Genomic DNA, 26990 nt, shown 5'->3' with positions numbered 1-26990 from the left:
TTAATTATTATTCCTATGATATTTTTGTAATGTTTTTTTTGCGACTACTTTCTTTACAGCCTCCAGATCCTTGGAAACTTCTATATTTCTTATTTGATTTTGAAGAGCATTTTTATCTACTTCTTTTACATTTATGTTCTGAATTTTTGCTAAATTCTTCAATTGAATTGCTTTTGTAGTTGTACTTATTTGCGTACGATCAAGAACCTCTGAACTTGTTATTTCTTCTTCTTGAATAGCTTTATCTGCATATTTAATTGCTTCTTCTGAGTTTCCTAATAATAGTTTAGCTTCACTTATTCGAACTATATCTTCTGCAGTTTTTGCACGTTTTTCTAGTTTTTCTGTAACCTCTGAAAACTTTTGTCTTGCTACCGAATCTTTAGGGTTTTTCATCACCTCATCCTGATGTTTAGTAAAGGCTATTTTATCCTTAGAAATGGTAAATTCCTGGATACTTGGATATCCAATCATTATAATTGAAATTGGAAAAAAGAATAATAATTTTTTGATTTCTTCTTTCTTAATTATATAATACACAAGTCCAACACTAAGTATAAAAAACAGTAGTATTCCCAAGCCTAACAATACTAATTCATACAGATGCAAATCATTTATCAAATCTCTCATAATTCCATTTTTTTATTATGATTAAGGAGTTGTCCCATTCACTCGTGTAGGCACTATAGGATATGGAGGTACTGGTGGTTCACTTCCACAATCAGGTATGACCGAACCACTAACCGAAGGTATGTCTCTAAACAATCTTGGATAATCTGTATGTTCCCAATTACAAGTTTCTTCCCAAAGTTTATGTCTCAATTTTGCCATCCAATATTGTAATCTAGAAACTAAAAAAGTATCTAATTGAGATTGCGAAACATTAGCAGGGTTAGCAGAAGATGGTAATGCCGATAAATCTGCTAGTATTAATGCTCTCATTTGTGCAACCACATCCCTGTATATGGTAAAGTGATGTGTTGCATGTGCTAATATTCTTCTCTTAATCTGAATCCAAGGTATACGTTGGGCTCTTGGTAATGCATATCCGGAAGCATTTTCATGTATATGTCTGGCCACAAACAATAATAAAGTAGGATTTGCCAAAGTAATACCAGCCTCTTGCACATAGCTTTGTTGATTTCCTCCAGCACAACGATGAGTAATCTGAGGATGAAAATGAAAATCCGCCTTTTCCCAAGCACCCAGTTGATCAGCAGTTCTTGAATAATTTGGAGTAGGATTATTGGGTAATGCCATATTTAATGTCACATTAATGGGTGCTGTTTGTTGCTGTGCTGGCTGGTGCCCTTGTTGTTTTTGTATGTTCTTTTTTACCTTTCCTTTTTGCTGAATAGTATGTGTAAGCTCGTGAGCCAGTAAGTGCTTGCCACTTTTAGAATTTGGATTATATTTCCCTTTATTAAAGTATATATCATTTCCATTCGTAAATGCTTGCGCTCCCATAGCTTCACTCATTTGTACCGCCTCAGTATCAGTATGGATATTTACAGCGTTAAAACTAGCTCCGAAACCTGTCTCCATTTCATTTTTTATGTCTCCAGAAAGCTTTGTTCCTTTACCTTTTCTACTCTTTAACTTTGACTCTATGTTGCCATTTTGGTTATTTGCTTTTTTTTGCACCTTTTCCTCTTCTTTGGCCTGAACAGGTTCTTCCTCTTCCATAGCTTGTACTGGTTCCTCTTCTTCTTGTTTCTGAACAGGTTCTTCCTCTTCCATAGCTTGTACTGGTTCCTCTTCTTCTTGTTTCTGAACAGGTTCTTCCTCTTCCATAGCCTGTACTGGTTCCTCTTCTTCCTGTTTCTGAACAGGTTCTTCCTCTTCCATAGCTTGTACTGGTTCCTCTTCTTCCTGTTTCTGAACAGGTTCTTCCTCTTCCATAGCTTGTACTGGTTCCTCTTCTTCTTGTTTCTGAACAGGTTCTTCCTCTTCCATAGCTTGTACTGGTTCCTCTTCTTCTTGTTTCTGAACAGGTTCTTCCTCTTCCATAGCTTGTACTGGTTCCTCTTCTTCCTGTTTCTGAACAGGTTCTTCCTCTTCCATAGCCTGTACTGGTTCCTCTTCTTCTTTTTTTCTTACTTTCCCTTCTCCTCTATCTTTAAACATACTGGCTTGTACCTTGTCCTCTTCCAAGGCTCCTTTTTTCTGAACGGCACTTCCAGAATCATTAGCATTGTTAACCACTTGATCGGCCATTTGATCGGCTTCTACCTCATGCTTATCTCCTGGTTTCCCAACCTTAAGTTTTGGTTGAATAAAGGGTTTTTCCTGCTGTAGTTTGGGGCTCGATTTTCTTCTCCTTTGTAATCTCATGATTCTATTATTTTAAGTTCAGACATTATCAAATAGTCTTTAAACTACTTGATTATTGAGGTATTTTTTTTGAACTATTTTTTGTTTTTCTAAGGCTGTTTTAACCTGATCATACCAGTATGGAAAGATTTTAAACAATCTGTACTCTATTTCTTGTATAATGTTTTTCTTATACTTTGTTACTCCAAAAAGATGACTATAACCGATTTCTTCAGCTTGCTTAGAATGTTCTTTAATACCTCTTCCACTAAGCAACAATGATGGTTTAATGTTCTCATAGTCCAGCATACAGGCAAGTGTATATTGTTCTATCAAAATAACTGGTTCGTATCCTTTCTTTTTCAAAGGACTAAATTGATGTTTAACCTTGATATAAATATCTTCTAACTCAAAATATGCTTGGATAAATCTATTGCGTAGAGAAAGATCTTTAAAACCCAATACTCCACAACTAAAAGAGTGTCCTAAATCTTTATTCCAAAAAGGTAGGTTATCGGTAAATTGATTAAAAAACTCTATTTGCTTTTTATAATGAATCATATACCCTCCTTCTTTCCTTTCTAATAATACTTTATCAAAATTAAAGTCTATTTTATTTTTAATAAAAACATCCGTATCCAGATGAACAAAAGGTTTGGTCTGCAGTTGAATCGCTTTTATTTTTGATGCAGACCATAATTCTTTATCATGTGTAAAAGGCATTTTTGTTACTCTACAAGGCAACATATACAAAAACTTATATGCCATATCATCTACATATAATTCTATATCTTCATACCATAAATGACAATACAATATGCTCAAAGCAGTCATATAAATGGTTTCTATAAATCTATTTCCCATATTCCATCGATTATTTGCGATAGGAGCTGTATTTAAACTAAATATTATTCTAGGTTCTTGATTCATAATTTACTTTCTTAACAGCTGAAGTTCTTTTTCCTTTAGGTAGCAAACATTATTATATAGTGATGCTTTTTTGCTGTGCTTGTAGAGTCTTCTCCATTCATAATTTGATCCCATCGCTTGAGAAGTCAAAAGAGGGATATGATCATTATGAAATTTCATCATTTCACTAAAAGAACAATGTAGAACCTTACGCCCCAGGAGATACGACTCCTTTAATTCTATCATGGCAAAGTTTCGTTTAAAATAATCAATATGGACTCTCTTATTATTTATAAATATCTCAGAAACCAGTACCTCCTTAGATTCATTTATGTTATAAAAATTAATTCCATGTCTTATTAAGTTATATTTCTCTATAACAGAAACTAGGTCTTCTTCATCCTGATATATAATATCCAAATCATGGACTGGCATATCATAATAAGACCGCAGGTTTATATAATCCGCTACACCACCAACAAAAGCTATCTTAGAACAATCTAGTAATTCAAAAATCTGTTTGAACACTTCTTGTTGTTCTAAAAAAATATTGGCTCTATCTTTTTCTTCGTATGTTATGTCTTCTACCTCTAATTGCATAGGTTTTTATTTTACCAATCCACAAAAATGATTTTATTTTTCCATGGGAGTTTTATCATAGATATATTCCACGGGATTTTGTCTAACAGTATATCTTGAGTTTTTCTTTCTAAAATAATTCTGGGACGACTTTCTGTATGCATCAACTTTCCGGAACGTTGCAGGAATTCGTTTCTTAACAAATCATTAGAAGAGTTTTTTATTACTTCCCAATGCCCTATCAGTGCTGTTAGCATTTGATCTGCGTGATTTTTCACTTTATTCTCGAGTGGTACAAAACGATTGATTGGATATTTTGAAGGAAGGTTACATAGAAATTTTTCGAACACCATATTATTTTCAAGCTGTTGTTCCTTTCCTGTAGCAAGATAGTGCAGTATATGCACTGCTTTTTCTTTATCTAAAAACTCATTTTGTTCATTAATTACTCCACAATGCTTAAAAAGCTGGCTCAGAAACGGATGTGCAAGGACAAGACCAGCATGATTTACATATACATCTTCAAAATCTTCGGGTATATCAAGACTGTTATCCGTATTGTAGTCCATTTCTTCTGATTTCATAAGATTAAAATGAGTAGCATCTAGTTTGTCCTCGTTTCCTTTTTGTGTGTTTTTGAAAGCTACTGAAGTTTCCTGATCCATATGTTTCTCACTAGATTGAGCTATATTATCTTGATAAGAATCTAATACTTGGGATATTTTCTTAATTTCTTTTGGTAAATTCTGGATTATTGTTAGCGCTGGTGTTACCTTAAGTAATTCAAGAAAATAGGTTTTTATATATCTTCTATTTTTACTTATTTCCCATCTTGTAGTTTCTAATACTAACTGGGTGAATTTATTGGGAATTTTTGACATATCTACCACTTCTATGAGTACATCAAATACAATATCCCAAATAAGAAACCTTTCTTTTAGCGTGAACTTTTTGCCATCAATATTTCCTTTTAAAATCACTTCTTTGACCATCATCTCTGGCCTCAGTGATGTTTCTTTTTCAGATTGATTATCTGTTATAAGATGATTAAAAATCTTTTGAATTTCTTCGTCAGTAAACTGTAAAATGAGCCTTCTTCGTGAAAGAGGATTTTGAAGAACAGCTATGAGTTTTTGAATCATTTTTTTATCCTGAAGTATGGATATGTTTTCATTAAAGTTTAATAGCTTCTCCGAACCATCAAACCAACTATTTACGCCATTTTCTAAAAAATGAATGAATTTTTCAAATTGTCTTTCATCACTTTTAACCAATTTTAAGGCATCTTCTTTATTAGTTTTATATGGTTTTTCTTCTTTAATTTTTTGTATTTTTTTTCTAATCTGATTAGAAATATCTTCCTCTAAACCTTTGAGGTCTTGTTTTGGTTGTATAGCAAGTTCAATATCTAATCGTTCTAACTGCATAAAATGAGCTGGGTTTTCATCCCCCAAATCATCAAAAGATGTCATTAAACGAGGTAATACATGTTCTTTAATAAACATATCAATATTGTCTTTAAAGTAATATGCTTTTTCCTTAGAATCAGTATTTACTTCAATAAAAACTTTATTGATGATATGTTTATAGTTATCAATCATAAATGATTTATATTAACCTAATATTATTACTTCGATAGGGACTTCAATTGTAAAACTAGTTGTGCTACAGACAGTATTTTCTATATTTAGTCTGACACCAAAGATGACTGGATTTGTCAGTAACTCCTCAATTACATATGTATGGACAGGCTCTTTGTCATTAGAAGTTGTTTGATCACCAAAACTCCATTGATACCTGTATGTATCTTCATTAAATTCGTTAAGATTATTTAAACGAAATTGAACCTCAATTCTATTCTCTCCAAATGGAATAACCAACTCTCGTCTAGGCGGAATTACTATTTCAACTAAAGGAGCTTTTCTAATAACAGTTTGTGTCCTTACTTCATTACCTTCTACTAAAAACGTAATAGGTTGATCAAAAGAATTAAACTCCGGTAGCATTCTTATAGCATTCTCAATTATCTCTATTCCTCTAAATGATTCTTGTAACTCAACACTAGCTCCTCTTGGTATTACCTCATAAGGAACCTCTATTGCTTCCTGGCCATCAAAACAAACCTCTTCTGCAATAGAAAATTCAGCTTGTTCCTCTTCTCTTATGTTAATCGTTCTTGGTCCATCCTCTCGTTCTCCACAAAATTCACTTATGGCGTTAAGAGATACCTGAATTGAAGTTCCTTCGTAAAGATCAAGTGATCGTCTTACTTGTGATCGGCTTGTACGTTCGATTTCTTCTCCTGCAACACTCCAGAGATATCGAGCTGCATTTTGAGAGTTATTAGTTAATACTAGGGTATTCTCTTCAATCAAATGAGTGAACTGAGCTGATGGTTGTTCTTGTATAGTAATTATTATTCCAGAAGATTCTCCATTAACCAGAATAGGAACAGAGCTCACTGAAGCTGGTACATCAGTAGCTCTAAATACGAAACGATCATTTCTAAAAGATACTCCTTGCCCTGTAATTGCTACTTGTGCTTCCTCTGGTTGAACCGTAAAAGGATAAAATACATCATCTCCCCTACAAATTGTACTAGACTCAATGGTTACTAAGATTTCTTCTGGAACTTCGATAATGACTTCTAACTCTTCGCGGTTCGCACAATCATTTAATCCTCCTTGCACAACAACTGTAAATGTAAACACCCCTGAAATTGCGAATTGATAGGTATGTTCCACAGTTGTTTCAGTTGATTGAGCCTGATTCGATCCATCTCCAAAATCCCAAGTGTATTCTAAATTTTCTTCAAGATTGTCTCCCGTAATATTGAAGGTTACTGTTACCTGATTGTCTTCGGTTGGTTCCGAGATATTAGCTACGGCAATTCCAAACTCTGGTCTTCTGGTAATAACAATCTCGCATTCTGTGGCAAAATTGTTTACGGTAAATGTGATTGTCTCTCCAATCAACTCTTCGCTAACCAAATTAGGGTCAAAAACAAACTCACCAAACTGATTTATAGTAACTCCTCCATTAAGCCCAATCGGAACTTGCGCTTCTACATATCCTCCTGTTGGTGTTATATGGAAAGGTAATGGTACTGTAGTTTCGTCAAAACAAAGTTCTTGAGTGGGTAAGCTGAGTGTGATAAAGTTTTCATCGCAACACATATACGGCAATGTAAAATCAGCTATTACAGGATTAAGAACCTCAATTCCTTCTCCCTCTCCGTCACCTTCAAAATCACCTGCTAACGATGGCCCAGGATATGGATACGGATAGCCATATCCATAAGGATACGGATAAGATGTAAATTCACCTTCTATATAGACCATTATAAATGTACCTCCAGGTGCAACACCTCCTTTATGTTCGAATCCGTGATTCTTATTCAAATAAAACGTAGTATAATTCTCTACAAACTCCTGGGCGTCGGATTCATTAATTTTTAATACTACAACATTAAACCCCAAACCATGTTCACGTCTGATATCCTGTATTACCTGTAATGCATCTATATAGTTTCGTCCTTGATGTCCTTCGATTCTATAAAAATCATGATCTATGCAGATTTCTAATGGGCGTTTTGTATTTAATAAATCTCTGTGATAACCTAGATTATTTCTATGTTTACCTAGAACAGTTTTATCATAATCCCATAATTGAATAAGGTGTTCACCAACATTGTTGTAAAAAGGTATCGCTTTCTTACTAAGTTTACCAAGATCAAAAGAAGGTGTAATCTTTATAAATGTATAATTGGCATTGTAATTTGCTAGCAATTGAACTGCTCTTTTTATAAGACTATGTAATCGTTGCTCATCTGAGTTTTCACCATAACACATGTCAATCTCATTACCTTCAAGATCGATAATAAATTCTTCTAATGTAGTATCATTTCCTGGTTGTACTAGTCCATCTGCCGTAAGACAATCTGAACAAGTACTTACATTTTGATCAGTTAGCAATGGCGATTTGTAAAAACCATGTCTATATTCATAACACGGTCCTGTTTTCTCAACCTCACCAAGCATAAGATGTTTAGGGAACGACATAATATCCGGACAGCAAGAAGTGCAATCCATATTAAATAGAAGTTCCTTAATTTCATTGTAGGTATCCACAACATCTTTAAACAAGTCATGCCTATATTGAAAATCAGGTGGAACATCATTTTCAGGAAATGAATATAAGGCCTCTAGATTATCTTCTATAGCTCCTAATAATATTGGCATTTGCATTGCAGTTAATAAGGTCTGAAAACCAAATCTAAGATCACCAACTACATTATTTCGATACAATCTGTTAGTAAAGCTTCTTTGAAGCTCTCTGTAATGTATAAAATCCTCTGGTTGACATACTACCCGATTAGCTCTTACATCTGGCAACTGATGAAACAAATTCGAGAAATTCGTTTTACTTATAATAGGGTCATCATCATTGATCTGTTCTGCAACGGTTTTGCTCACTAATAGTGCTTTATAGTTACCTATCATTTCTTGTCCTTGATTATCACAGGACAGACTAACACATAGATCAAGTTCTTTTTCGTATTGTTCAAGATATAGTAATACCACTCCCTCTTTTACTGCCAAGCCAGTATTACCTTGAAGCGCACTAAGTACAAAATGATCATCGTTTTCTATCTCGGCTTGTTCTGTGGTAAGCAATTCAAAAATCTCTAGCTGATTATCTCCATCATAGAAAAAAGGTGTGTAATTTGCCTTTTCATTATTATAGACTTTATAATGAGTATATTCTTTAACCTCTATGTTCATGATTTTTGTCCCTTCTACCTGATCAATTTGATACAGATGAAAAAGATCTCCATCGGTAGTAACTCCTGCTCCTTGAGAAATAGAAATTGTGCTGTTTACCTCATCGCACGACACCTTAAATCCACAGACAATTCCAACACCGCTAAGGCAAATTCTGCTCAAGCGATCTTGATCATCAAAAAAGTCTACGATCTCATTAAGGTGTCCTTCTGTAAGCACCTGATTTTTTGTAAATCTTCGATACTGTGTTGTTATAGTTGAAAGCTTGGTTGACATTTTAATGATTTTTATAATGATCCTAAATTCGTTTTTCCTAAAATTATTCTTCCGTATAATTCTTCATTCTCATTGTCGCAATCAAATAGTCTTCCTGTTGGATATACATTGTTAAGACTAGATAATGCTTCAATAAGTTCAATTAGTTCTGGTTCTGGCTGTTCTTGGTCAAGTGATGTGTTAGCCAGAAGATATGCTTTGTATGCATTTTCAAACTGCAATAATTCGTTATCGTTGGGGTCTTCTACTTCATTTTCTCTATACCCAACCCAACATATTTTGGCTAGGACATGGGCGGGTAATTCTTCTTTGATAATTCGTTCCATGTAGTTTCTAAAATCTGTATTAGAAAACCTAAGTGTATATCCAGGCAGTACGATACTCACACGATAAGAATAGGGATCTATCGGCTCACAATTGGTACATTCATCTGTACAAATTGGCATAAAAACACTTTCATTTACATCTGTTTGATTAATATCCGGACGAAGCATCATATGCTCCACAATAAATAACCCTTCTTCTGTAAAATCTTCCTTCATAAATTTTATAAGATCCAGAATGGATTGTTTTATTTCTCCTTTTGTTTGATAATAGGTGAATCGCTTTGCTATGATTCTATCTGGGTCATTTTCATCCTCTATGGCAGGATTAATAATGTCATAAGAATATTTACCAGAATCAGCTTGATGAATCTGTATATTATCAATCTCTGCATGATCAGAGAATCCTTCTTTAAAAACTTCTTCAACTTTAAATTCTCTGGTTTGAATAATTTGAAGAACAGCAAAAAACAACTCCCTATTTGCGGCAGCGGCATCAAAATATTCTTCTGTACCAGATAATACGATGGAATTATTCAGATCTTTAATTCTCCATCTATACACTTTTTGATTATCACTATTGATCAGATCATATATTTCTACAAAAGAATCTGTGAGGTGTCTTCTATTATAATCTTTAATCCCTAAAAGACGAGCGATCCTTTTTTGTACACCTGAAACATTAGAAGTATTCCAAAGATTTTCTGTAGGCTGATTATAATAGTTAAACGCATTACCTCGATCTTTGCTAACAACCTTATAATCTTTTAAAAAATCTTCTTTATTTCTTAGTACTACTTCATCTGTAGTGTTAGCATAAATAGACTTCATAATAAAAGAATACTCAGTAAATCGTTCTGCAAATCGCGCTAACAAATGATCTAAAATCTCGTTTCTCCTTTCAATATTGTTATCCAGATCCTCATATAGCACATTGGTTAGATATTCATCGTTATCCATAGGATAATTTGAAACCAATTCGTCTAGATTCTGTACATCCTGTATGGCCTGAGTAAAGAAAGTTTGCGTTAAGTTTCCGCTTACAGAGAGTAATTCTTTAACTTGACCTAAATGCTTAAAATAACTAGCCAAAATCTGATCAAAAAATAATAGATATCCTTTAAGTTGCTTGGCTTGCGACTTTCTTGCAGTAGTTGATCTAGCAGGTAATCCTACCTCATTAATCCCATAGGTGTCAGGGAAATCATTTTGAACGGTTGTATAACTATCAGTTTTAAGATATTTCCCTTTTGGAATTTCGAGTTCTTTATCTGCTCCTGCTTCAGCAATAGCGTCTTGTTCTTCTTTCTCTAATTCTTCGAGATAAATATCGACCTGTTTTTTATTAATATTGAGTGGTAATAATCCTTTGTTGTAGTTAAAAACGCTTTCATCACACACAATTGGTTTTTCATATTCTTCCAGACATATCACCCATTCATTGGTATCAGTAGTTTGATCCCCACAATAGCCCAGCGAGATATCTTTTATATTAGCGACTCCGGGAATACCCATAATGATTTTCATGATATCCGACAACCTTACTTCGCTGCGTAAATCTGCTTCGATAAGTTCATTCGTATCTATAAAACCATTTTGTAAAACTGGACCATCGAAAATCTCTAAAGTTGAATATCCATTATCAAGCATTTGAGTCAATGAATAAAAATTTACGGTGGTTGAGAAATATGCATCGATTGCTCTTAGCATCAACGCATGTACTTTTTCTTCATCTGCATCTGTACTTACCTCTATATCTGCACAAATTTTTACCGGGAATTCCTGTATTTTTTCTATCGTAACTAAATCTTCGCAAAGATTTCGATATGCATGATAGCGTTCTCTAATTTTTTCGGTTACCTGATCTATACCCGATTGGTCTAGCTCTTCAAAATCAACATATAAATCATATAAGCCTTTGAGTACAAATTCTTTTTTTTGCCCACTCGGAATCAAACTAAAATCTTCTGGATTATAGGACAACAGATCATCTTTACAGTTAGCATATACTTTCTTTTTATGCTTTGCTAACCAGCAATTCTTAACCCCTTCTATATCTATAAAAAGTTTGCGATAATCCAATGCAGTTACCGGGCTGGTAGGCAACACTTCTGAAGCTTTGAAAAACTGTGTTTTTACATTTTTGGTAATATCATTAGAAGCTAGTACATTTTCTATAGGGAGCTCAATTCTCATTCCTAAATCAGAAATAGCATAACAAAGCATTTCTAGCATCGTAATCCCCGGATCATGCGAGTTAAAGTCTGTCCATAACTTGCCGCCTAATTGCTCTATATATTCTATGCCTTTTTCTTTTAAATAGAAAAAGTCTAAATCGTCTTGTGTAGCGACTTTTTTGGGTATGCTAATATGTTCGTTTAATACTGACATGTTTCTGCTTCTTCAATTATAATAGGATCACAAATTTTAATATCGGTTGATATCAGATGATTTTTTGCTGATACCAAAATATGTTTTGGACTGGTTGGAGAAAGTACCTGAACAAATTCTAATTGTTCTAGATAGTCTTCATCCTTTGGATTTTCTGGGACTTCTACCCCATCAGGATGTTTAGCCATTTCTAATTCGGATAAGTAATCGACATAGAATAGCTTCTCAACATAGTCAATAAGCGTGCTACGATTTAATTCTATTCCAAAAACAATTTCTTGTGAAGTATCAAATGCCCATGGAGATAGGAACTTGACAAGATCTTCGTTTAATTGTTTTTGGTAAAAGTTCTCATCGTATTGCTGATAAAACTTTACATTCAATTTAATTAGTACTTGCTCATATTGAGGATTCATCACCAAGGCTTCTACATGCATGGTGTTTAATTGATTAATGAAGTTTTGAATTTTATTAAGAGTGGCTGTACTCAGTCTGGGTTCGAATATGTCAAAAACATTTTTGTCTACGATATCTGGAATAGCAACCAACGTTACATCTCCTGGTGATAAAAAAGAGTCATTCGAGGTATGATTCAAGCATTTTACTCTAAACACTTCTGGAAACTCTTGCATAATTAAATGTTCGTAATCCCAAAGTGTAATGGCTCTATTTTTATGTCTTAACCTTTCGCTGATTCTTCTGTAATATTCGGCATCAGACTCTAGTGGTTTTCCATCAAAAGAGTTGTAGGGTTGTGAAGCACCTTTTATCTGCGGCACCCTACTAATTAGTTTTGAGATAGATTCTGCAGGAAGTCCATTATAGAGATGCGTTAGCTCATTATTGTTGTTTTCAAATTGAGCCAATACTGCCTGCGCCATAATGTCAATCACTTTACAAACCGCATCATAATCCTTGTGCATTTTGGCTCTTATCCAAATAAAATCTTTTGGAAGTCGAGTGTTGATTTTGGTGGCTTGTTTTGGAATACTAAATTTAACAATGCCCGATTTTAAGAAATTATCAATACCATTGTTCAGCAAGCTTTCTTCAAGGTCCATCCATTGATTATTGCAGAGTACTGCCCACTCTACTTTTTGTTTTCCAACAAATGAATCTACATCTGGGTTTTCACTACCTTCTAAAATTTGAAACAATAATGAAATCTGCTGCGAAACTTCTGCTTCTTCTAATCCGATATATAATTCACCTCCGTGACAATAATCAGGTACAATCCAACTATCAGTATCTGCATTTTTAGTTAGGATGCTTTTCTTCTGCGCTTGTATTTTTAAATAAGAATGTTCTTCATATTGTCCAAATGGATCTTCATGAAATAGTTGTATTCTATTGTTGATATATTCGTTTTCACTATCTACTGCAAAATCTGTATCTTCTTCTGCGCTATAACTAAGGCTTATGGTATCTGCAAAAGGTGTATATGGGTCATTAGGTATCAGAGTTTCATCATTATCACTGGATAATGCCAAAGTATAAATCCTAGGAAATAATGAGTGTAAAAAGGATTGATCTAATGTCAAGCGAATAGGTCCACTTTTTGTCAATCGATCACTATCTAAATCAATTGAAAAATTAGTTTCATAAGTAGGCATTTCGCCCTCTTCATTATCTTGTTGGTTATCACAATCATAATTGTTGTTTTTATTTTTAAATAACGGCACAGAGTTTTCGCTATCTTTCCAAACTTCATTGAGTAAAACCGCGGAAGTAGCTGTAAAATACCCGTCGTTTTTAACGATCAGATCTTCATCATTGGTATTCAATACTAATGCTCCATTATCTGATGTGATATCTGATGGTGCATCAACAAAATCTTCAGGTTGATTTGCAGAAATGTCACCCACATTAGGATTAGTGAACATACCATCTATAAAGATCTCTTTACTTATTCCGTTAAGGTAATCTTCTTTATAGGCCAGATAATGTTGTTTGAAACAATTGGGAGGTGTATTTTTCCACTTAATATTTATACTTAGATCACCCCACTTCTTTAAAAATATTTCTGGATAATCAATTGTAAAAGAGGATCCTGTAATAGGTTGGGTTGTAAATGGGTAAAAAGGCTTCTTTGCATTGAGTGTACCCGTATCATTTTCTAAAATCAAAGATTTCACACCCGTAACATCTACTTTGGTAGTTATATTTTGAATTTTTTTCTTTACTAAATTTCTAAAAAGAATATGGCCTTGATTAAACACTTCTTCTGATGGTAACGGTTGATCATTTACGGGATCTGTATCCTGAACTTTTGTATCAATTAAAAAACGAATTATCGGAAAATCAGAAGTGAATTTTTCACCCAAAACTTCCTGGTTATAAGGAACAATGGCAGGTGCTTCTTTAGGAATCTCAAAAACTAATGTAAGTGTATTTCCGTCTATTGTAGACTCTGGTTTTAAAATGTTTTCATCTGTTTCTTGCAAAAATGATGAAAGATCTATCCACTGCTCTTCTGAGCTATAGAGTACACTAATCGTATTTAATAAGTACTCCTTAACCTTATCAGGAGCTAAATTTTCTTCTTCTTCTTTTTCTGCTAATTGTTCTTCAGTAAATTTTCTAAACCTAGTCAGCACAAAATCTTCCTTGAAGTTAACTTCAATTCTTATAGTTCTTGTTCCTTCTGACAATTGAAACATCGGAGATGCTATTGCAAAGCCTAATCTGGCGTCTGGCAACTCTGTATATCTTTTCTCTCCTGATGTATACCCGAACGGAAGCCAATAATTTGCATCATCTGGTAAAGCCTCTTCTAGTCCATCTAACGAATTAGCTATCGAACTATATTTGATCTCACCCAGATTGATATCATTATATAAACTCTTTAGTTGTGCAACCTTGGCCTTATTGGCAATAAGTTCTTCAGTGGTTTTATAAATGAGTTTATTGCCATTTATATCTTTACCACCGTCTAATGCAGTTTCTTTTACAACTCTCTCTTCTACACTTTTTTTAGCTAGTTCGAAAATTATATGGGCTTTATCCTCTGTCGCTGGTAGTTTTTCTATCTGTAATATTTCCTTATAGAAAAAATCCAGATGTCTTTTGGTAATGCTATTAAATCGTTGCTTAGAAAATTCTAATAACCTTAAAAAGCATATAAACAATGTCATATGAGGAGTGATACTACTTTTAGCTTCAAGATCTTCAATCGTTTTGGAAATCTTATTTTTCAGCAATTGATAATCGCTATCTGTTCTTTTAGGAATATCTTGATTAGTAAAATCGAAATGATTAAAAAGTTCTTGCCAATCACCTGACGGGATCTGATTATCATTTGTTTCAAAGAAATTTATGTGTTTGGCAAAATTATACGCAAACAACAACCAATCTTCAAGATCAAAATCATGAAGTTCTAAATTAGCTGGATCCAAGACACTGTTAAAGCGTTCCTCCTGATCGGTTCCATTTCTTTGGAAAATTATATTGTCTGTATGTTTACCGTCGTTACACATAGTTTTATTAGCGCATTATATGTTGGTTCCTTCTTCTTTATAGAAAGGAAAAACTACATTTCTTCTTGAGTTGGTACTTCTAATTAAATAATCAATTTTCACTAGCAATTTCCCTTCTAACTCATCTGTTTCAGAGATGTCTATTTTAATTACATCTATTCTGGGTTCATGATAGAGTATTGCTGTTTTAATCAGTTCGATTACAAAAGTTTTTAAGGTTCTATCCAAAGGTTTAAAAAGAAGCTCATCCAGGTTACATCCGTAATTAGGCACCATAATTCTTTCTCCTAACCTGGTTGTCAATAAAATCTCTAAACTCTTCTTGATATCTTCCTCATTAGAGGTCATCAATACATGTTTTGCCGTTTTATTAAACTCTGGTGGAAATCCCCACCCTGTACCTAAAAAAGAATCTTTATTTTCCATAACTAACCTCCTATTATTACTGTAGGGCTTCCTAGTACAATTACTCCTCCGTGAGCGGTACTATCACCCATTCTTGCCGCTGGCATTCCTCCTATCATTACTGTTCCAGATCCCATAATTATTGTATCTGGCGGTCCTACACATACTGCCATATCCCCAACTCGTGCTGCTGGCAATCCACCAATAAGTACGGTTGGCTCTCCTGCTGGTAATATGGGCCCTCCTACGTGAGGTACTACTCCTGTTACTAATGGACAGGTATGCATATCTGTAATTCTTGCTGCTGGTGGCATTGTTTATTTGTTTATAGTTTTTGGTTCTTTTTAAATTTTATCAATTAATCTGTACTAGTGACCCTTTAAGGGTTGCAATTGCGCTGGAAGAAACTTCTATACCAGCTCCTCCTTCTGCTTTGCATTCTGCACTTGCTTTTATATTTACATTGGTTCCTTCGATGTTAACATCTCCAGATGCTGTTAAACTAATATCTCCAGCACTTTCTACTGCTATGCCCGAACTATCAATAGTAATTACATTCGAATTATCATCCTCGACAATAATAGAACCTGCATCTTCATCTAATACTATTTTTTTTCCTGCAGGTGTTTCAATTGTTATAGACTTTTTATCATCATCAAAAAGTACTTTCATTTCGCTTCTGGTAACAAATCCTTTTTCATGATTATCATCACTTGCGGTAATAGGAGAAGGTTTGGCACTGCTATGTAACATTCCTAATACTATTGCATCGTTTGGATCATCATTTATAAAACCAACGATAACCTCATCTTCTATTTCAGGTCTAAAGAATGCTCCTCGATTTTCACCTGCATCTAATGAAGCTACTCTACACCATATACCTTGCTCTTCGTTATTGATGATTGGTATTTGCACTAAAATTCTTTCTTCTCCATCAGGGTCTTCTTCAAGCTGACTTACGATTCCTACTTGTAGTCCACAAATTCCTGATAGTAATCCTGAAGCTGGTAATGCACTGATATCATATGTTTCAGAAAACCATTGGGGGTTGATCCCAAATTGTGCATCTACGGTCCAATTTCCTTCTGCAATATGATGACTTACTCCTGTGATATAGATTTTGCCATTAAATCTATCTCCCACTCCTTGTAGCTCTAATAACGTTCCTGGTTTTACCGCTGGCACTCCTTGAAATTTAACTCGGCCTCTGACTTTTGATAATTGTTGAAACATCCATTTAGCGTCACTCCAATCCTGTAATTCTTCTGTAGTAAGCGATCCTCCGTGACGTAATTCTAAGTTTTCTAAAGCGATTACAGAGGAGAGATCCGAAGCAGATAAGTTACCATTTAACGAAACTGATGGGTCATTAGCTTCTACCTCTACAATTTCCTGATCAGAATAGTTCCATCCATAAGAAGTAACTTTATCGATCTGATGTCTTGCATCTATCTCTGCATCCAAATCTAAAATAGTTGATCCAAAGGTTACTGTTTCTACAGGGTCTGTGCTAAAATCAGGTTTGGCTACAGTTAATTCTCCATTATCTACAAAGCAAAGTTTACCATTAGCCTGAGCTCGTGAAACTATATAATCCCAATCTGACACGTTGTATTGCACCAATTCCTTATGTTCATATTTAGTAGCTTCTACATCGTTATCAATACCATAATCGCCGACAATTTCTTCGATAATATCACTGTCTTTTTTATCATAGAAATATTTGCTTTTTCTGCCTATTGTAAGCTTAACAGTTTCGTCCTTGCACTCCACAATAAGATAAGAACCATTAGTTCTTATTTTTATATTATGTTTAATGACAATTCCTTTAAAAATCGTTTCTTCATCAGAATGGTATCCAGCAGTAATTTCGATTTCTGCTCCTGGTACAACTAGTTCTTGATTACTTAATTCAAAATCTTGCTTAGAGGGCTCTCCATCTGTTATAATCAACTTGGCAGTAGAGATTCTATTGACCTCCTTTTCGATAGAAATTGTTTTAACCTGATAGGCCTTAGACAACTCTTCTCCGTTGACCAGTACTTTGTTTGTAACAAGATCTGCGTTTTTTGATGTTTGTATTACACTGCCTTCAGCCATTTTTATGATGTTTTTTCTATTGGAGGAAAGAAAATTTCTTTTCCTACTTCTAATTTTCTAAATGAAGTAATCTCATTCACCCTCGCTACTTCTAAATAATACTTAGAATCCCCATAAATACGATGCGACATTAAAGGCAACGTATCTCCTTCTTTTACCACACGTACATGTGTTAAATCAGGAGATTGATTATTCTCTTTTGCTACTCTAAGATCATCTTCTACAAAACCTTGAAACTTTGCCTTCGCAACCGCACGGATCGGCGTACCGTCTGATTTAAAAAGTTTAAATTCTATGCTCATTTCGGTAAGACTCCCTTTGAAAAGAAGAGTTCCCCACGAAATCATTAGATAGTTTGGCTTATGTTCGTCCCCGTTGTAATCGAGGATTACTTTTTTAAACTTTTCGATATCATCAATGATACCATCACCCTCGTCTTTAAAAACTTTATTGCCCGAACTACTACCTGGATCACTGCCATAGTGTACAATGACACCTGATCTATCAAATAAAAATTCTAATTCAAGATCCTCAGGAAGTTTTTTATTAAACTTAGGAGATACATCACTGGTACCTGAAGCCTGATCCTCGTTTTGCTCGATTTTATAATTAAAGGTGTATTTTTCCGGATTCACCAAGGTGGTAAATTCTCCGTCTCCCACTTTATCATTAAACTGTGGGTCACTATAGGCTACAACCTTTAATTTTTTTAATTCTCCGGTACTCATTGCTTATCGTTCAGACTGTTTTGAAATGATCTCCATGATTTGTTCTACACATTCTGCGATAATCACTTCTTTATTCATTCCTGATTTTTTTCCTTTGGGGGAATCAGTATTTTTCTGATCATTATCTACATTTATTTTGATGTGTAATTCTTTAATTTCGATCGCTCCCATGATTATCAAATTGTATTATAGTAGTTATACACCAGCTCTATGGTCTCAATGACCACTTTACTTTCTTGAGCATTAAAGTCAGATATGGACCATTTAATTGGATAGGCATGCACTATATTCCAGGATACTAGCGGTTCATGCTTTTCATTTAAAAGCTTAACAATAAGATCTATAGGTTCGAATTCGAAGTTTTCGACAGCATCTTTACACCAATCGATTACCTTAGAATCTACCAACAATCCTCTTTTTAGAACCAGGTTTGGATATTTTGTCCTTACCGGAATTTTATGCTTAAATCTATTTTCTCCACCTTCGGTGACATCTTCTGTTTCTACATCTACTGACAATCCAGCTATGGATTGAAACTGATGGTCTACCTCACTGGTTGACAAACCAGTAAATTCAACACTAAAATGAAAACCAACGGGTGGATAATAGGTCGCCATTAAGATGCTATTTTAAGACTGTTAATTGCAAATTCTGCAGATTCAATAGCGATCTCATTTCCATCTGCTTTAAGATCTGTAGATTGTATCTTAAGCAACCAAGCATCCTGTGCTTCCCAGGTTACAACAGGCTCATGCTTTTCATCTAACAAGCTAATGGTAAGGTCACTTCTAAACTTCTCTTCACCTTCTTGAAAGAATACATTTTTCTTCCACATATCATAGAATTGTCCTTTTGTAGAAACAAAAGTTCCTCTTTTGATTGCAATATTTGCAAACTTGGTCATTCCAGGTTGCTTTTTCTTGAAGTAGTCATTATCGGCTCCTCCTCTATATTCTATTACTTCAGTTTCAAAGTCTAAACCTGATACCTCTGTACAATTTAATTCGGTGTCGCCTCCAATTGTTACCTTAAAATGGAACTTTGGTAGTGGATATTCTGCCATGATTTCTATGTTTTATGTTGTTGATTTAAATTATTATAAATGATTAAGCTTCTTGCATTTTATGAGAGAACTTAAGAATGATAAATTCTGCTGGTCGAACAACCGCCATTCCGATTTCGATAATCATATTACCATCAAGGATATCATCGGCCGTCATAGTTTCTCCCAATCCAACTTTTACATAGAATGCTTTATCAGGTGTTGGACCTGCCAATGCTCCAGCTCTCCATTGTAGTGTTAAGAAATTATTGATCATTGCTTTTACTCTAACCCAAGTGTTCATATCATTAGGCTCAAAAACAAACTGTTCTGTAGCTTTCTTGATAGATTCTTCGGCCATATTAAAGAATCTTCTTACTGGCACATATCTCCACTCTTTGTCATTACCTGCTAAGGTTCTAGAGCCCCAAACCAAAGTTCCTTTTCCGGTAAAAGTTCGTATTGCATTTACAGATTTTCCTGCTATAGTATCTACATTTAAACGATCCTGCTGCTCATTGGTGATTTTTATAGAGGGTTTGATTACATAATTTACTCCAACATTTGCTGGTGCTTTCCAAACTCCTCTATCACTATCTACTCGTGCATATACTCCTGCCATAGCACTACTTGGTGGAAGCTCCAGAGGAAGGATTCCTAATTCTACTTTAATTAAGTTATAAGTTGCACTATCTATATTCTCAATAGCTTCCAGGTTTTGACCATCAAGAGAACCAGTTATAACGCCATCAGCTGCTTGTGCTGCAGTAATTGCATCAGTTAATGCAGGTGTTATCAACGCAATAACTGCCTGAATATCTGCTTCTATAGTAGCAACGGCTACAACTGCCGCCGCAGATTCTGTTTTTACTACTCCACCACCAGGTGCGCTATTGGCCGCTCCATTGATATCTGTAATATGTGCATCTAAAGCTGTAATTAATGTCGGAATAGCTCCCACTCCTGTTATCGCTGTATTTAATGCTCCCGCGGCTGCAGTCACTCCAGCCTCTCCAACAGCATTACCATCGGTCACGGCAGTTGCTCCAGAGGTAACCACACTATTAAGAGCATCAACAATAGGTTGGATTGTATCGGTAATGGTAGCTCTATTTGTATTAGCTTCACCATTGGTTCCTGCTTGCAAAGTTGTATCTGCATCGGTTAGAGCAGTAACTAAGGCTGGAATCCCATTCAAAACGGCTTGTATGTCTGAAGTAGTCTGCGTAGCTGTTGCCATTGCTGTGATACTCTCTGGAGTTTCATCTTCACTGGTATGACTAATAGCAACATTAGCTTCATCATAACTATAATCCAAAATGGTTTCTAAATATGGATAGTAAGCAGCTCCGTATTTAAGGTAATCCTTTTCCAAATTTACTCCTGATCGTAATGCATCAATTGGTGCATCACTAGTATCATCATAACTATATGTATCTATGATTGCAAATCGATCTTGAAGTTCATTACATTGAGTCAAGGCATTATTATATAGTGCAAAAAACTCGTTTGGATCTGCAATTGCAGTAGCATCAGGAAACAATAACAATGTTGGCTCATCTTCTTTTTTAAGAAGGTCAAGACCATCATTCAAATCACTAAATAATACATTTCCTCCTGTATAATCAGCTACAGATACAATGTAACAAGGTCCTCCTCCATTTGCAAAATACATCTGCAAAGCATAATACATTAAATAGGGTTGTCTATTAGCCTCAACCTGATCCTTATCAATTGTAATATTTCTTTCTATATCTCCATTTACTAAGGCATCAAATATTGTAACTTCAATATTTACCTCTGGTAATGCAAATCCAAAATATGTTTCATATTCTAACATAGAAGTAATTCTGGTTGGCTTTAGTAACAAATCATCTGCTACCTTTTTTGTTGCCTTCTCAGTGTATCCTATAAAAGCTGGAATTGCTGTTTCTACTTGGGCTACGGATGGAGGAAATTTAACAATCTCCTCTATATAAACCCCTGGTGTTTTGTACGTTGCCATAATTTTAATTGTTTTTAAATAAAAATTTCAGAATATGTTGTTGTAATATTTGTGTTTACATCTGTTGTTTGCTTTATCAAATCTGCTGTTGGATTTGGAAAAGTATATTTTTCGATATCTAACGGAAGCGGAGGTACAATATCAGCATCAGGATCAATCTCAATAAATCCATTTTTGGTTAAAGGTTGAACAGAAGAAGTTTCTAACTCTTCATCATCAGATTTCTTAATATATTTCCAAACTGTCTTCCTATTATCAAAATGAAGTTTATAATAAGGAGTAGGATCTAATAAATAATTTTTCACGTCATTAGGGTTCGAATTATCTATCTCTATGAGATCCATATTATTATCCCCTATCGTATGAAGTCGAATGATGCCAAGCAATCCTTTACTCTTTTCTGCTTGTATAGCTTGGTTTAATAGATGCTTCCCTTCATCGGTTGTTAAATCACTTTCCTCTACTTCTGCCAATAGCTCTAAATAAGGATTTGTATCTGCATTACCATTCTCTTGGAGTATGCTATACCAAATTGATTGTGAGCCTTCCTCTGATAATAAATAATCTTGATCTATTAGATCATTAGAAGAACTTAATGGTATATACGTATATGGATCAGCTTCTGTACTCGGTTTTGTATTTGAAAAATAATACAGCCTATTTTTTTCTTTAGGTAAGACCGTATAGTTATCAAACAAGTAATCGTTGCTATATAATAAGAATGTAAGTCCTATGCCATCATCAAGAAAAATGGTTGATTTATAATTATCATTTTCTTCTACCACCTTGTTAAGCACTGTAAAGCCGTCAGTACCTTCTTTCATAACAATTTTATGATCTCTAAATATCTTTTGAGTTGCAGTCGTTGGAACCACGTTTATAAAATCCTTAAAAAGATATTCTTTTAGTTGTACTATCTTTTCATCGGTACTCATTGAAATAAATGAAGTGGATCCATTATCCAGGAAATATGAATGATGCAATTGCACCTGAAACATCGTTTTGTATAAGATTCTAAAAGCCAATTAATTACGTTTTAAATTTCCATTAATCTCAGTTATCAAACTACCTTCAGATTGTGTTACATCTCTTTCTACCTCGAGTAAACTTATTTTATAGATGATTGAAGGATATTGTTTGCCTCCCAGCGTACCCCAGATAAAGTTCATTTCTTCAAATGAAGGAGTAAATAGATCTACGGTAAACTTAAAGTTCCCTATCTGATCCATTCCATCCAGATCTCTATCAAAATTTGTATTAGACTGTGTAAAAATTCTCTTGGATTGAAAAAACTCTACTACTTTGGAGACACTTTTTAATGACTCTTTATAATCATTTCTATTCGCAGAAAACATGATATAAAGGTTCAAATGAACTTTGTTGTTTTTATAGACCACCTTTGTTCCTTCTATCTCATGATTGAGCATATTCTTCATGGTGGTTTCTTCTTCTGTATGTAGTAGTGAAAGCACTATATTATTGCTATCTGAAGGTTCGTCATCTTCAGATTCTATAAAGGCTATATTATCTAATGAGACTGGCTTTTCTTCCAATTCTATATCAAAGAAATTATTAACCTCTTCAGTAATTATTTGCAATACTTCAAAAATCATATCATTCTTATTAATAATGTATCATTCCTCTATAGCTTTATCAAAGAGATAGAAGCTATACGTTATTTCATTGTTAATCTATTGGGGTATGCTTTTTATTAGGGGGTAAAACACCTAAATCAATTTAGAAATTGAAATTATATTTTGATTAGGAATACTATAAATATAAATCACATTTTAAAAAAATCGCAGAGTCATTACACTGTTTTTTTTATAGTTAAACAACTTTGATGTAAAGGGGTAAAAACCTGTATTACAACATTTTAAATTTCATTATTTTTATTAATTTTCTTAAGGTTAAATAGATCATCTACAGAAAAACGTTTACTCGTAACGCTTCGAACGAATAAAGCAATGCTGAGCATGGAATTATTCCAAGTAAAAAAGGAATTATTCCATATATAAATTTTACCTTTATACCTCAAATCATCAATTGTAATGAAAACACAAAAGCATATAAAAGGCAGGGGGGCTCAAGAAAAGGTTCATAATAGATTTTTTGAACTACATCATGAAACAAGAGATGATTTTCTTAATTATTGCCTTGACCAGGGAGAGTCAATCGATAAACATCAAACTAGGTATATAGAAACGTTTCCAAAAACGATTGTAAACAAAGTAACCAGTCCTGATGTTGGTATGTTATATTCTCTCAATCCGTATCAGGGTTGTGAGCACGGTTGTGTATATTGTTATGCCAGAAATTCTCATGAATATTGGGGCTATGGTGCTGGATTAGATTTTGAAACTAAAATTTTGGTCAAAAAGAATGCTCCTGAATTACTAGAGAAGAAGTTGCGAAACAAAAAATGGAAAGCATATCCTATTTCACTTTCTGGAAATACTGATTGCTACCAACCTATTGAAAAAAAACTTGAAATCACTCGTAAACTTCTTGAAATTTTTCTAAAATACAGACACCCTGTTGGTATCATCACCAAGAATGCTTTAATCCTTAGAGATTTGGATCTTCTCTCTGAATTATCCAGGCATAATCTTGTTGCAGTATACCTCTCTATAACTACATTAAGAGAAGATACACGAAGAATTCTTGAACCTAGAACTGCAAGCATAAAAAAACGATTAGAAACTCTAGAAAAACTGAATACTTCAGGAATTCCTACGAATGTAATGATGGCACCGATAATTCCTTCAATTAATAGTCACGAAATATTACCGTTAGCCAAAGAAATTTCAAAGCATGGTGCAAAAAGCATAGGGTATACAATCGTAAGATTAAATGGAGCAATCGGGAAAATATTCATTAAATGGTTAGAAAACACATTACCAGATCGTAAAGATAAAATCCTACATCAGATCATGCAGTGTCATGAAGGCAATTTAAATGATAGTTCCTTTGGGAGAAGAATGAGAGGTTCGGGTAATATGGCGGATCAAATTCATCAGTTATTTACTATAGCCAGACAAAAATACTTCTCTGAGGAGCAAAGTATACATTTAAACTGCGATCTACATCAATTTTATAAAGATGAGCAGTTACGACTTTTCTAATCAAGACTTCCCTTCCCATTCTTGATAGAACTGTTCTAGAAACTGTTCCATAAATTGATGTCGTTCTACTGCCAATTTTCTTCCTGTTTTAGTATTCATTCTATCTTTAAGCAGTAATAATTTTTCGTAGAAATGATTAATGGTAGGTGATACTGAAGATTTATATTCTTCTTTATTCATCTTTAGGTTTGGAGCAATTTCTGGATCATAAAGTATTCTGTTTTTAAACCCTCCATAGTTAAAACATCTTGCTACTCCTATAGCTCCAATAGCATCTAAACGGTCTGCATCTTGTATAACGTCTAGTTCGGGAGATCTAAATTTTTGATCTATATTTCCTCCTTTGAAAGAAATATTTTTGATGATCTTAACGACATGATTGATAACTGTTGGTTCTACTTGAAGGTTTTCTAAAAAATCCGCAGCTATTTTGGGGCCTATAGTTTCATCACCATCATAAAATTTTGAATCTGCAATATCATGAAGTAATGCACCCAGAGAGACTACAAAAAAATCAACTTCTTCTTCTTTAGAAATTAATTGAGCATTCCTAAAAACCCTTTGGATATGAAACCAGTCATGTCCTCCCTCTGCTCCACTAAGTGTATCCTTTACAAAATCAATAGTTTTAGATATAATCTTATCTTCAATCATACCCAATATTATTTATTTTGCCATTGCTGGTTGTACCCACTTAAATTCAAAAATTTCTTCTGGGATAACCAATCGTTCACTAATACGTTGCATTCTGGCAGGCAATTTCATTAAAAAGTCACGTGCTCTTTCTGCTTCATCGGTAAGATCAATGATTTTATCAATTTCCCATCGTTCGATAAGACGTTGCATGATATCGATATAATCTTGTGAGGTATATACTCCGATACGTTGTGCAGACCACGAAAAATCTTCGAAAGCAGTTCCTATAGATTGGCCAGATTCTCTAAGTAAATGTGCTGGCATAACAATTTTTTTCTTCATCATATCGCTAAATGCAATCATCATCTGACTTGGATCTACCTCAAAAATACTTCTTACAAATTCACTATATGCATTATGATGACGCATCTCATCTCCTGCAATAATTTTGCACATTTTAGATAATGATTTATTAGAGTATTGCCTAGCTAATTTTGCAACTCTGTTATGAGAAATATAGGTTGCCAATTCTTGAAAACTAGTATATACAAAGTTTTTATAAGGATCTCTATCTGTACCTATATCAAAACCATCGTTAATTAAGTGTTGCGTAGTTCTTTCTACTTCAATCATATTCACTCGACCAGACAAATAGAGATATTTATTCAATACATCTCCATGTCTATTCTCTTCACCTGTCCAATAACGTACCCATTTGGCCCAACCATTATCTTTCCCATTTTCATGTTGATTGATTCCCTCTACATCCATTAACCAGGATTCGTAAGTAGGTAAAGCTTCTTCAGTAATAGTATCTCCAACCAATACTACCCAAAAATCATAAGGGAGTTCTTTAGCCAATTCTCTCAATTCTTTTACTTCTTCAAAAAAAGTATCTTCATTTTGTGAATCTGGTAAAAAATCAGTTGGTTGCCATATCTTATCTACCGGAATCAAGAATTTATCTATAAAACCATCTACTTTCTTTTCTAGTAGTTGCATTACCTCTAATCTAATATTATCTAAAGCCATTATGGTTGGTGTTACGTTCTGATTGCTAAAATAACCCTTTCTTCTATTTTATCTAATAATATTTCGGGTTCTTTGTTAATTGTTATTGGTTCTTGTACTTCTAATGTCATATGTATTCCTACTCCCATAGGAAAGTTACCAAATCGAACCAGCTTCCAGCTATTATTTATAGTTACTGGTACTATCAAAGCTTCTGGAGCATTCTTAAATAAGATTTTTAGCCCTGTTGGAGCAAACGATTTAGGTTTTCCATCTCTGCTACGCGTCCCTTCGGGGAAAATAACCGCCGAAAAATTATTTTTTGCAACAAATTTTCCAAATTTTGATAATGCCGGAATTGATTGTTTTGGGTTTTTCCTATCAATTAAAACATTACCTCCATGCCGCAAATTAAAAGATATACTTGGTATGCCCTTGCCTAGCTCAATCTTAGAAATAAATTTTGGTTTGTGTTTTCGTAAATACCAAGATATCAAAGGTATATCAAACATGCTTTGATGATTAGACACCACTATTAAAGGTTGATTCTGAGGTAATGAATATTGGTTTTTAAAACTAAATGTTACTCCTAAAACGTGTAAACATCGTAATAAACATAGATTCATAATGTTTACAACTCCTCTATGTCCTCTGGATCCTCCTAATTTTATGCCTAACCATTGTAGCCCATGAAAAATCACCAAGGTAAAACCAAAAAACAAATAGAAAACTATAGAAAGCGGATAACTTAATATCTTTTTTATTGCCTCCATTTTCTCTGTATAATTTAATAAAATTTAATTTGTGTAAAAGGTATCGCAAGGTCTTATATTATTTTTAGTTGACCAATATTTTTGTATATCAAATTATAAAATTTAAAAAATAGC

Annotated in this window: 22 protein-coding genes; 1 reads left to right on the top strand and 21 read right to left on the bottom strand. The window is 34.1% G+C overall.

What is annotated here, in order from left to right; translation table 11 throughout:
* Genes NNH57_RS19090 through NNH57_RS19005 form a run of 18 tightly spaced genes read right to left on the bottom strand, consistent with a single transcriptional unit; the run spans position 1 to position 22944 of the window.
* The gene (locus NNH57_RS19090; RefSeq protein ID WP_074405559.1) at positions 1-630 is read right to left on the bottom strand and encodes a hypothetical protein; all 630 of its coding nucleotides are present in this window, start codon (positions 628-630) and stop codon (positions 1-3) included.
* Between the two features lie 21 nt (positions 631-651).
* A complete protein-coding gene (locus NNH57_RS19085; RefSeq protein WP_254504214.1) occupies positions 652-2334 on the bottom strand; it encodes an eCIS core domain-containing protein in 1683 nt (560 codons plus the stop codon).
* Positions 2335-2373: 39 nt separating this feature from the next.
* Positions 2374-3243 carry a DUF6734 family protein gene (locus tag NNH57_RS19080; protein ID WP_108808036.1) on the bottom strand — a complete coding sequence of 290 codons (870 nt, stop codon included), beginning with the start codon at positions 3241-3243 and terminating at the stop codon, positions 2374-2376.
* 3 nt (positions 3244-3246) lie between these two features.
* Positions 3247-3822 (bottom strand): hypothetical protein, encoded by a 576-nt coding sequence (locus NNH57_RS19075; protein ID WP_035091343.1) that lies wholly within the window; start codon positions 3820-3822, stop codon positions 3247-3249.
* Positions 3823-3833: 11 nt separating this feature from the next.
* Positions 3834-5402 carry a contractile injection system tape measure protein gene (locus NNH57_RS19070; RefSeq protein ID WP_108808037.1) on the bottom strand — a complete coding sequence of 523 codons (1569 nt, stop codon included), beginning with the start codon at positions 5400-5402 and terminating at the stop codon, positions 3834-3836.
* A 12-nt stretch (positions 5403-5414) separates the two neighbouring features.
* The gene (locus NNH57_RS19065; protein ID WP_108808038.1) at positions 5415-8861 is read right to left on the bottom strand and encodes a PKD domain-containing protein; all 3447 of its coding nucleotides are present in this window, start codon (positions 8859-8861) and stop codon (positions 5415-5417) included.
* A gap of 11 nt (positions 8862-8872) precedes the next feature.
* Positions 8873-11575, bottom strand: a complete 2703-nt coding sequence (locus tag NNH57_RS19060; protein WP_108808039.1) for a hypothetical protein — start codon at positions 11573-11575, stop codon at positions 8873-8875.
* The gene (locus tag NNH57_RS19055; RefSeq protein WP_108808040.1) at positions 11563-15051 is read right to left on the bottom strand and encodes a baseplate J/gp47 family protein; all 3489 of its coding nucleotides are present in this window, start codon (positions 15049-15051) and stop codon (positions 11563-11565) included. The genes NNH57_RS19060 and NNH57_RS19055 overlap by 13 nt, the downstream gene beginning before the upstream one ends.
* Before the next feature lie 15 nt (positions 15052-15066).
* Positions 15067-15477 (bottom strand): GPW/gp25 family protein, encoded by a 411-nt coding sequence (locus NNH57_RS19050; protein WP_074405566.1) that lies wholly within the window; start codon positions 15475-15477, stop codon positions 15067-15069.
* Between the two features lie 2 nt (positions 15478-15479).
* A complete protein-coding gene (locus NNH57_RS19045) occupies positions 15480-15770 on the bottom strand; it encodes a PAAR domain-containing protein (protein ID WP_074405567.1) in 291 nt (96 codons plus the stop codon).
* Positions 15771-15810: 40 nt separating this feature from the next.
* On the bottom strand, positions 15811-17556 hold the full coding sequence (gene vgrG / locus NNH57_RS19040; RefSeq protein ID WP_108808041.1) for a type VI secretion system tip protein VgrG: 1746 nt from the start codon (positions 17554-17556) through the stop codon (positions 15811-15813).
* 2 nt (positions 17557-17558) lie between these two features.
* The gene (locus NNH57_RS19035) at positions 17559-18284 is read right to left on the bottom strand and encodes a CIS tube protein (protein WP_074405569.1); all 726 of its coding nucleotides are present in this window, start codon (positions 18282-18284) and stop codon (positions 17559-17561) included.
* Positions 18285-18287: 3 nt separating this feature from the next.
* Complete coding sequence (locus NNH57_RS19030; protein WP_165944057.1) at positions 18288-18455, bottom strand: DUF5908 family protein; 168 nt, start codon at positions 18453-18455, stop codon at positions 18288-18290.
* 5 nt (positions 18456-18460) lie between these two features.
* On the bottom strand, positions 18461-18901 hold the full coding sequence (locus tag NNH57_RS19025) for a phage tail protein (RefSeq protein ID WP_074405570.1): 441 nt from the start codon (positions 18899-18901) through the stop codon (positions 18461-18463).
* Positions 18901-19347 (bottom strand): phage tail protein, encoded by a 447-nt coding sequence (locus tag NNH57_RS19020; RefSeq protein WP_024769977.1) that lies wholly within the window; start codon positions 19345-19347, stop codon positions 18901-18903. Before NNH57_RS19020 ends, NNH57_RS19025 begins: the two co-directional genes overlap by 1 nt.
* Before the next feature lie 43 nt (positions 19348-19390).
* The gene (locus NNH57_RS19015; protein ID WP_199915419.1) at positions 19391-21331 is read right to left on the bottom strand and encodes a phage tail sheath C-terminal domain-containing protein; all 1941 of its coding nucleotides are present in this window, start codon (positions 21329-21331) and stop codon (positions 19391-19393) included.
* Between the two features lie 14 nt (positions 21332-21345).
* The gene (locus tag NNH57_RS19010) at positions 21346-22356 is read right to left on the bottom strand and encodes a hypothetical protein (protein ID WP_132066016.1); all 1011 of its coding nucleotides are present in this window, start codon (positions 22354-22356) and stop codon (positions 21346-21348) included.
* Positions 22357-22944 carry a Pvc16 family protein gene (locus NNH57_RS19005; RefSeq protein WP_108808044.1) on the bottom strand — a complete coding sequence of 196 codons (588 nt, stop codon included), beginning with the start codon at positions 22942-22944 and terminating at the stop codon, positions 22357-22359.
* Positions 22945-23382: 438 nt separating this feature from the next.
* Between NNH57_RS19005 and NNH57_RS19000 the strand changes: the two genes are divergently transcribed.
* The gene (locus tag NNH57_RS19000) at positions 23383-24456 is read left to right on the top strand and encodes a PA0069 family radical SAM protein (protein WP_074405574.1); all 1074 of its coding nucleotides are present in this window, start codon (positions 23383-23385) and stop codon (positions 24454-24456) included.
* On the opposite strand, the gene NNH57_RS18995 is transcribed toward NNH57_RS19000, so the two are convergent.
* Genes NNH57_RS18995 through NNH57_RS18985 form a run of 3 tightly spaced genes read right to left on the bottom strand, consistent with a single transcriptional unit; the run spans position 24457 to position 26876 of the window.
* A complete protein-coding gene (locus NNH57_RS18995) occupies positions 24457-25110 on the bottom strand; it encodes an HD domain-containing protein (RefSeq protein ID WP_074405575.1) in 654 nt (217 codons plus the stop codon). It abuts the gene before it with no gap.
* A 12-nt stretch (positions 25111-25122) separates the two neighbouring features.
* A complete protein-coding gene (locus tag NNH57_RS18990) occupies positions 25123-26124 on the bottom strand; it encodes an acyl-ACP desaturase (RefSeq protein WP_074405576.1) in 1002 nt (333 codons plus the stop codon).
* A gap of 11 nt (positions 26125-26135) precedes the next feature.
* Positions 26136-26876, bottom strand: coding sequence for a lysophospholipid acyltransferase family protein (locus NNH57_RS18985; RefSeq protein ID WP_306345546.1), 741 nt, complete (start codon positions 26874-26876; stop codon positions 26136-26138).
* Between the last annotated feature and the right edge of the window lie 114 nt (positions 26877-26990).

The organism is Aquimarina spinulae, assembly GCF_943373825.1.
Classification (GTDB): Bacteria; Bacteroidota; Bacteroidia; order Flavobacteriales; family Flavobacteriaceae; genus Aquimarina; species Aquimarina spinulae.
The sequence above is the reverse complement of the archived record's forward strand: the minus strand, read 5'-3'. Positions and strand labels throughout refer to the sequence as shown.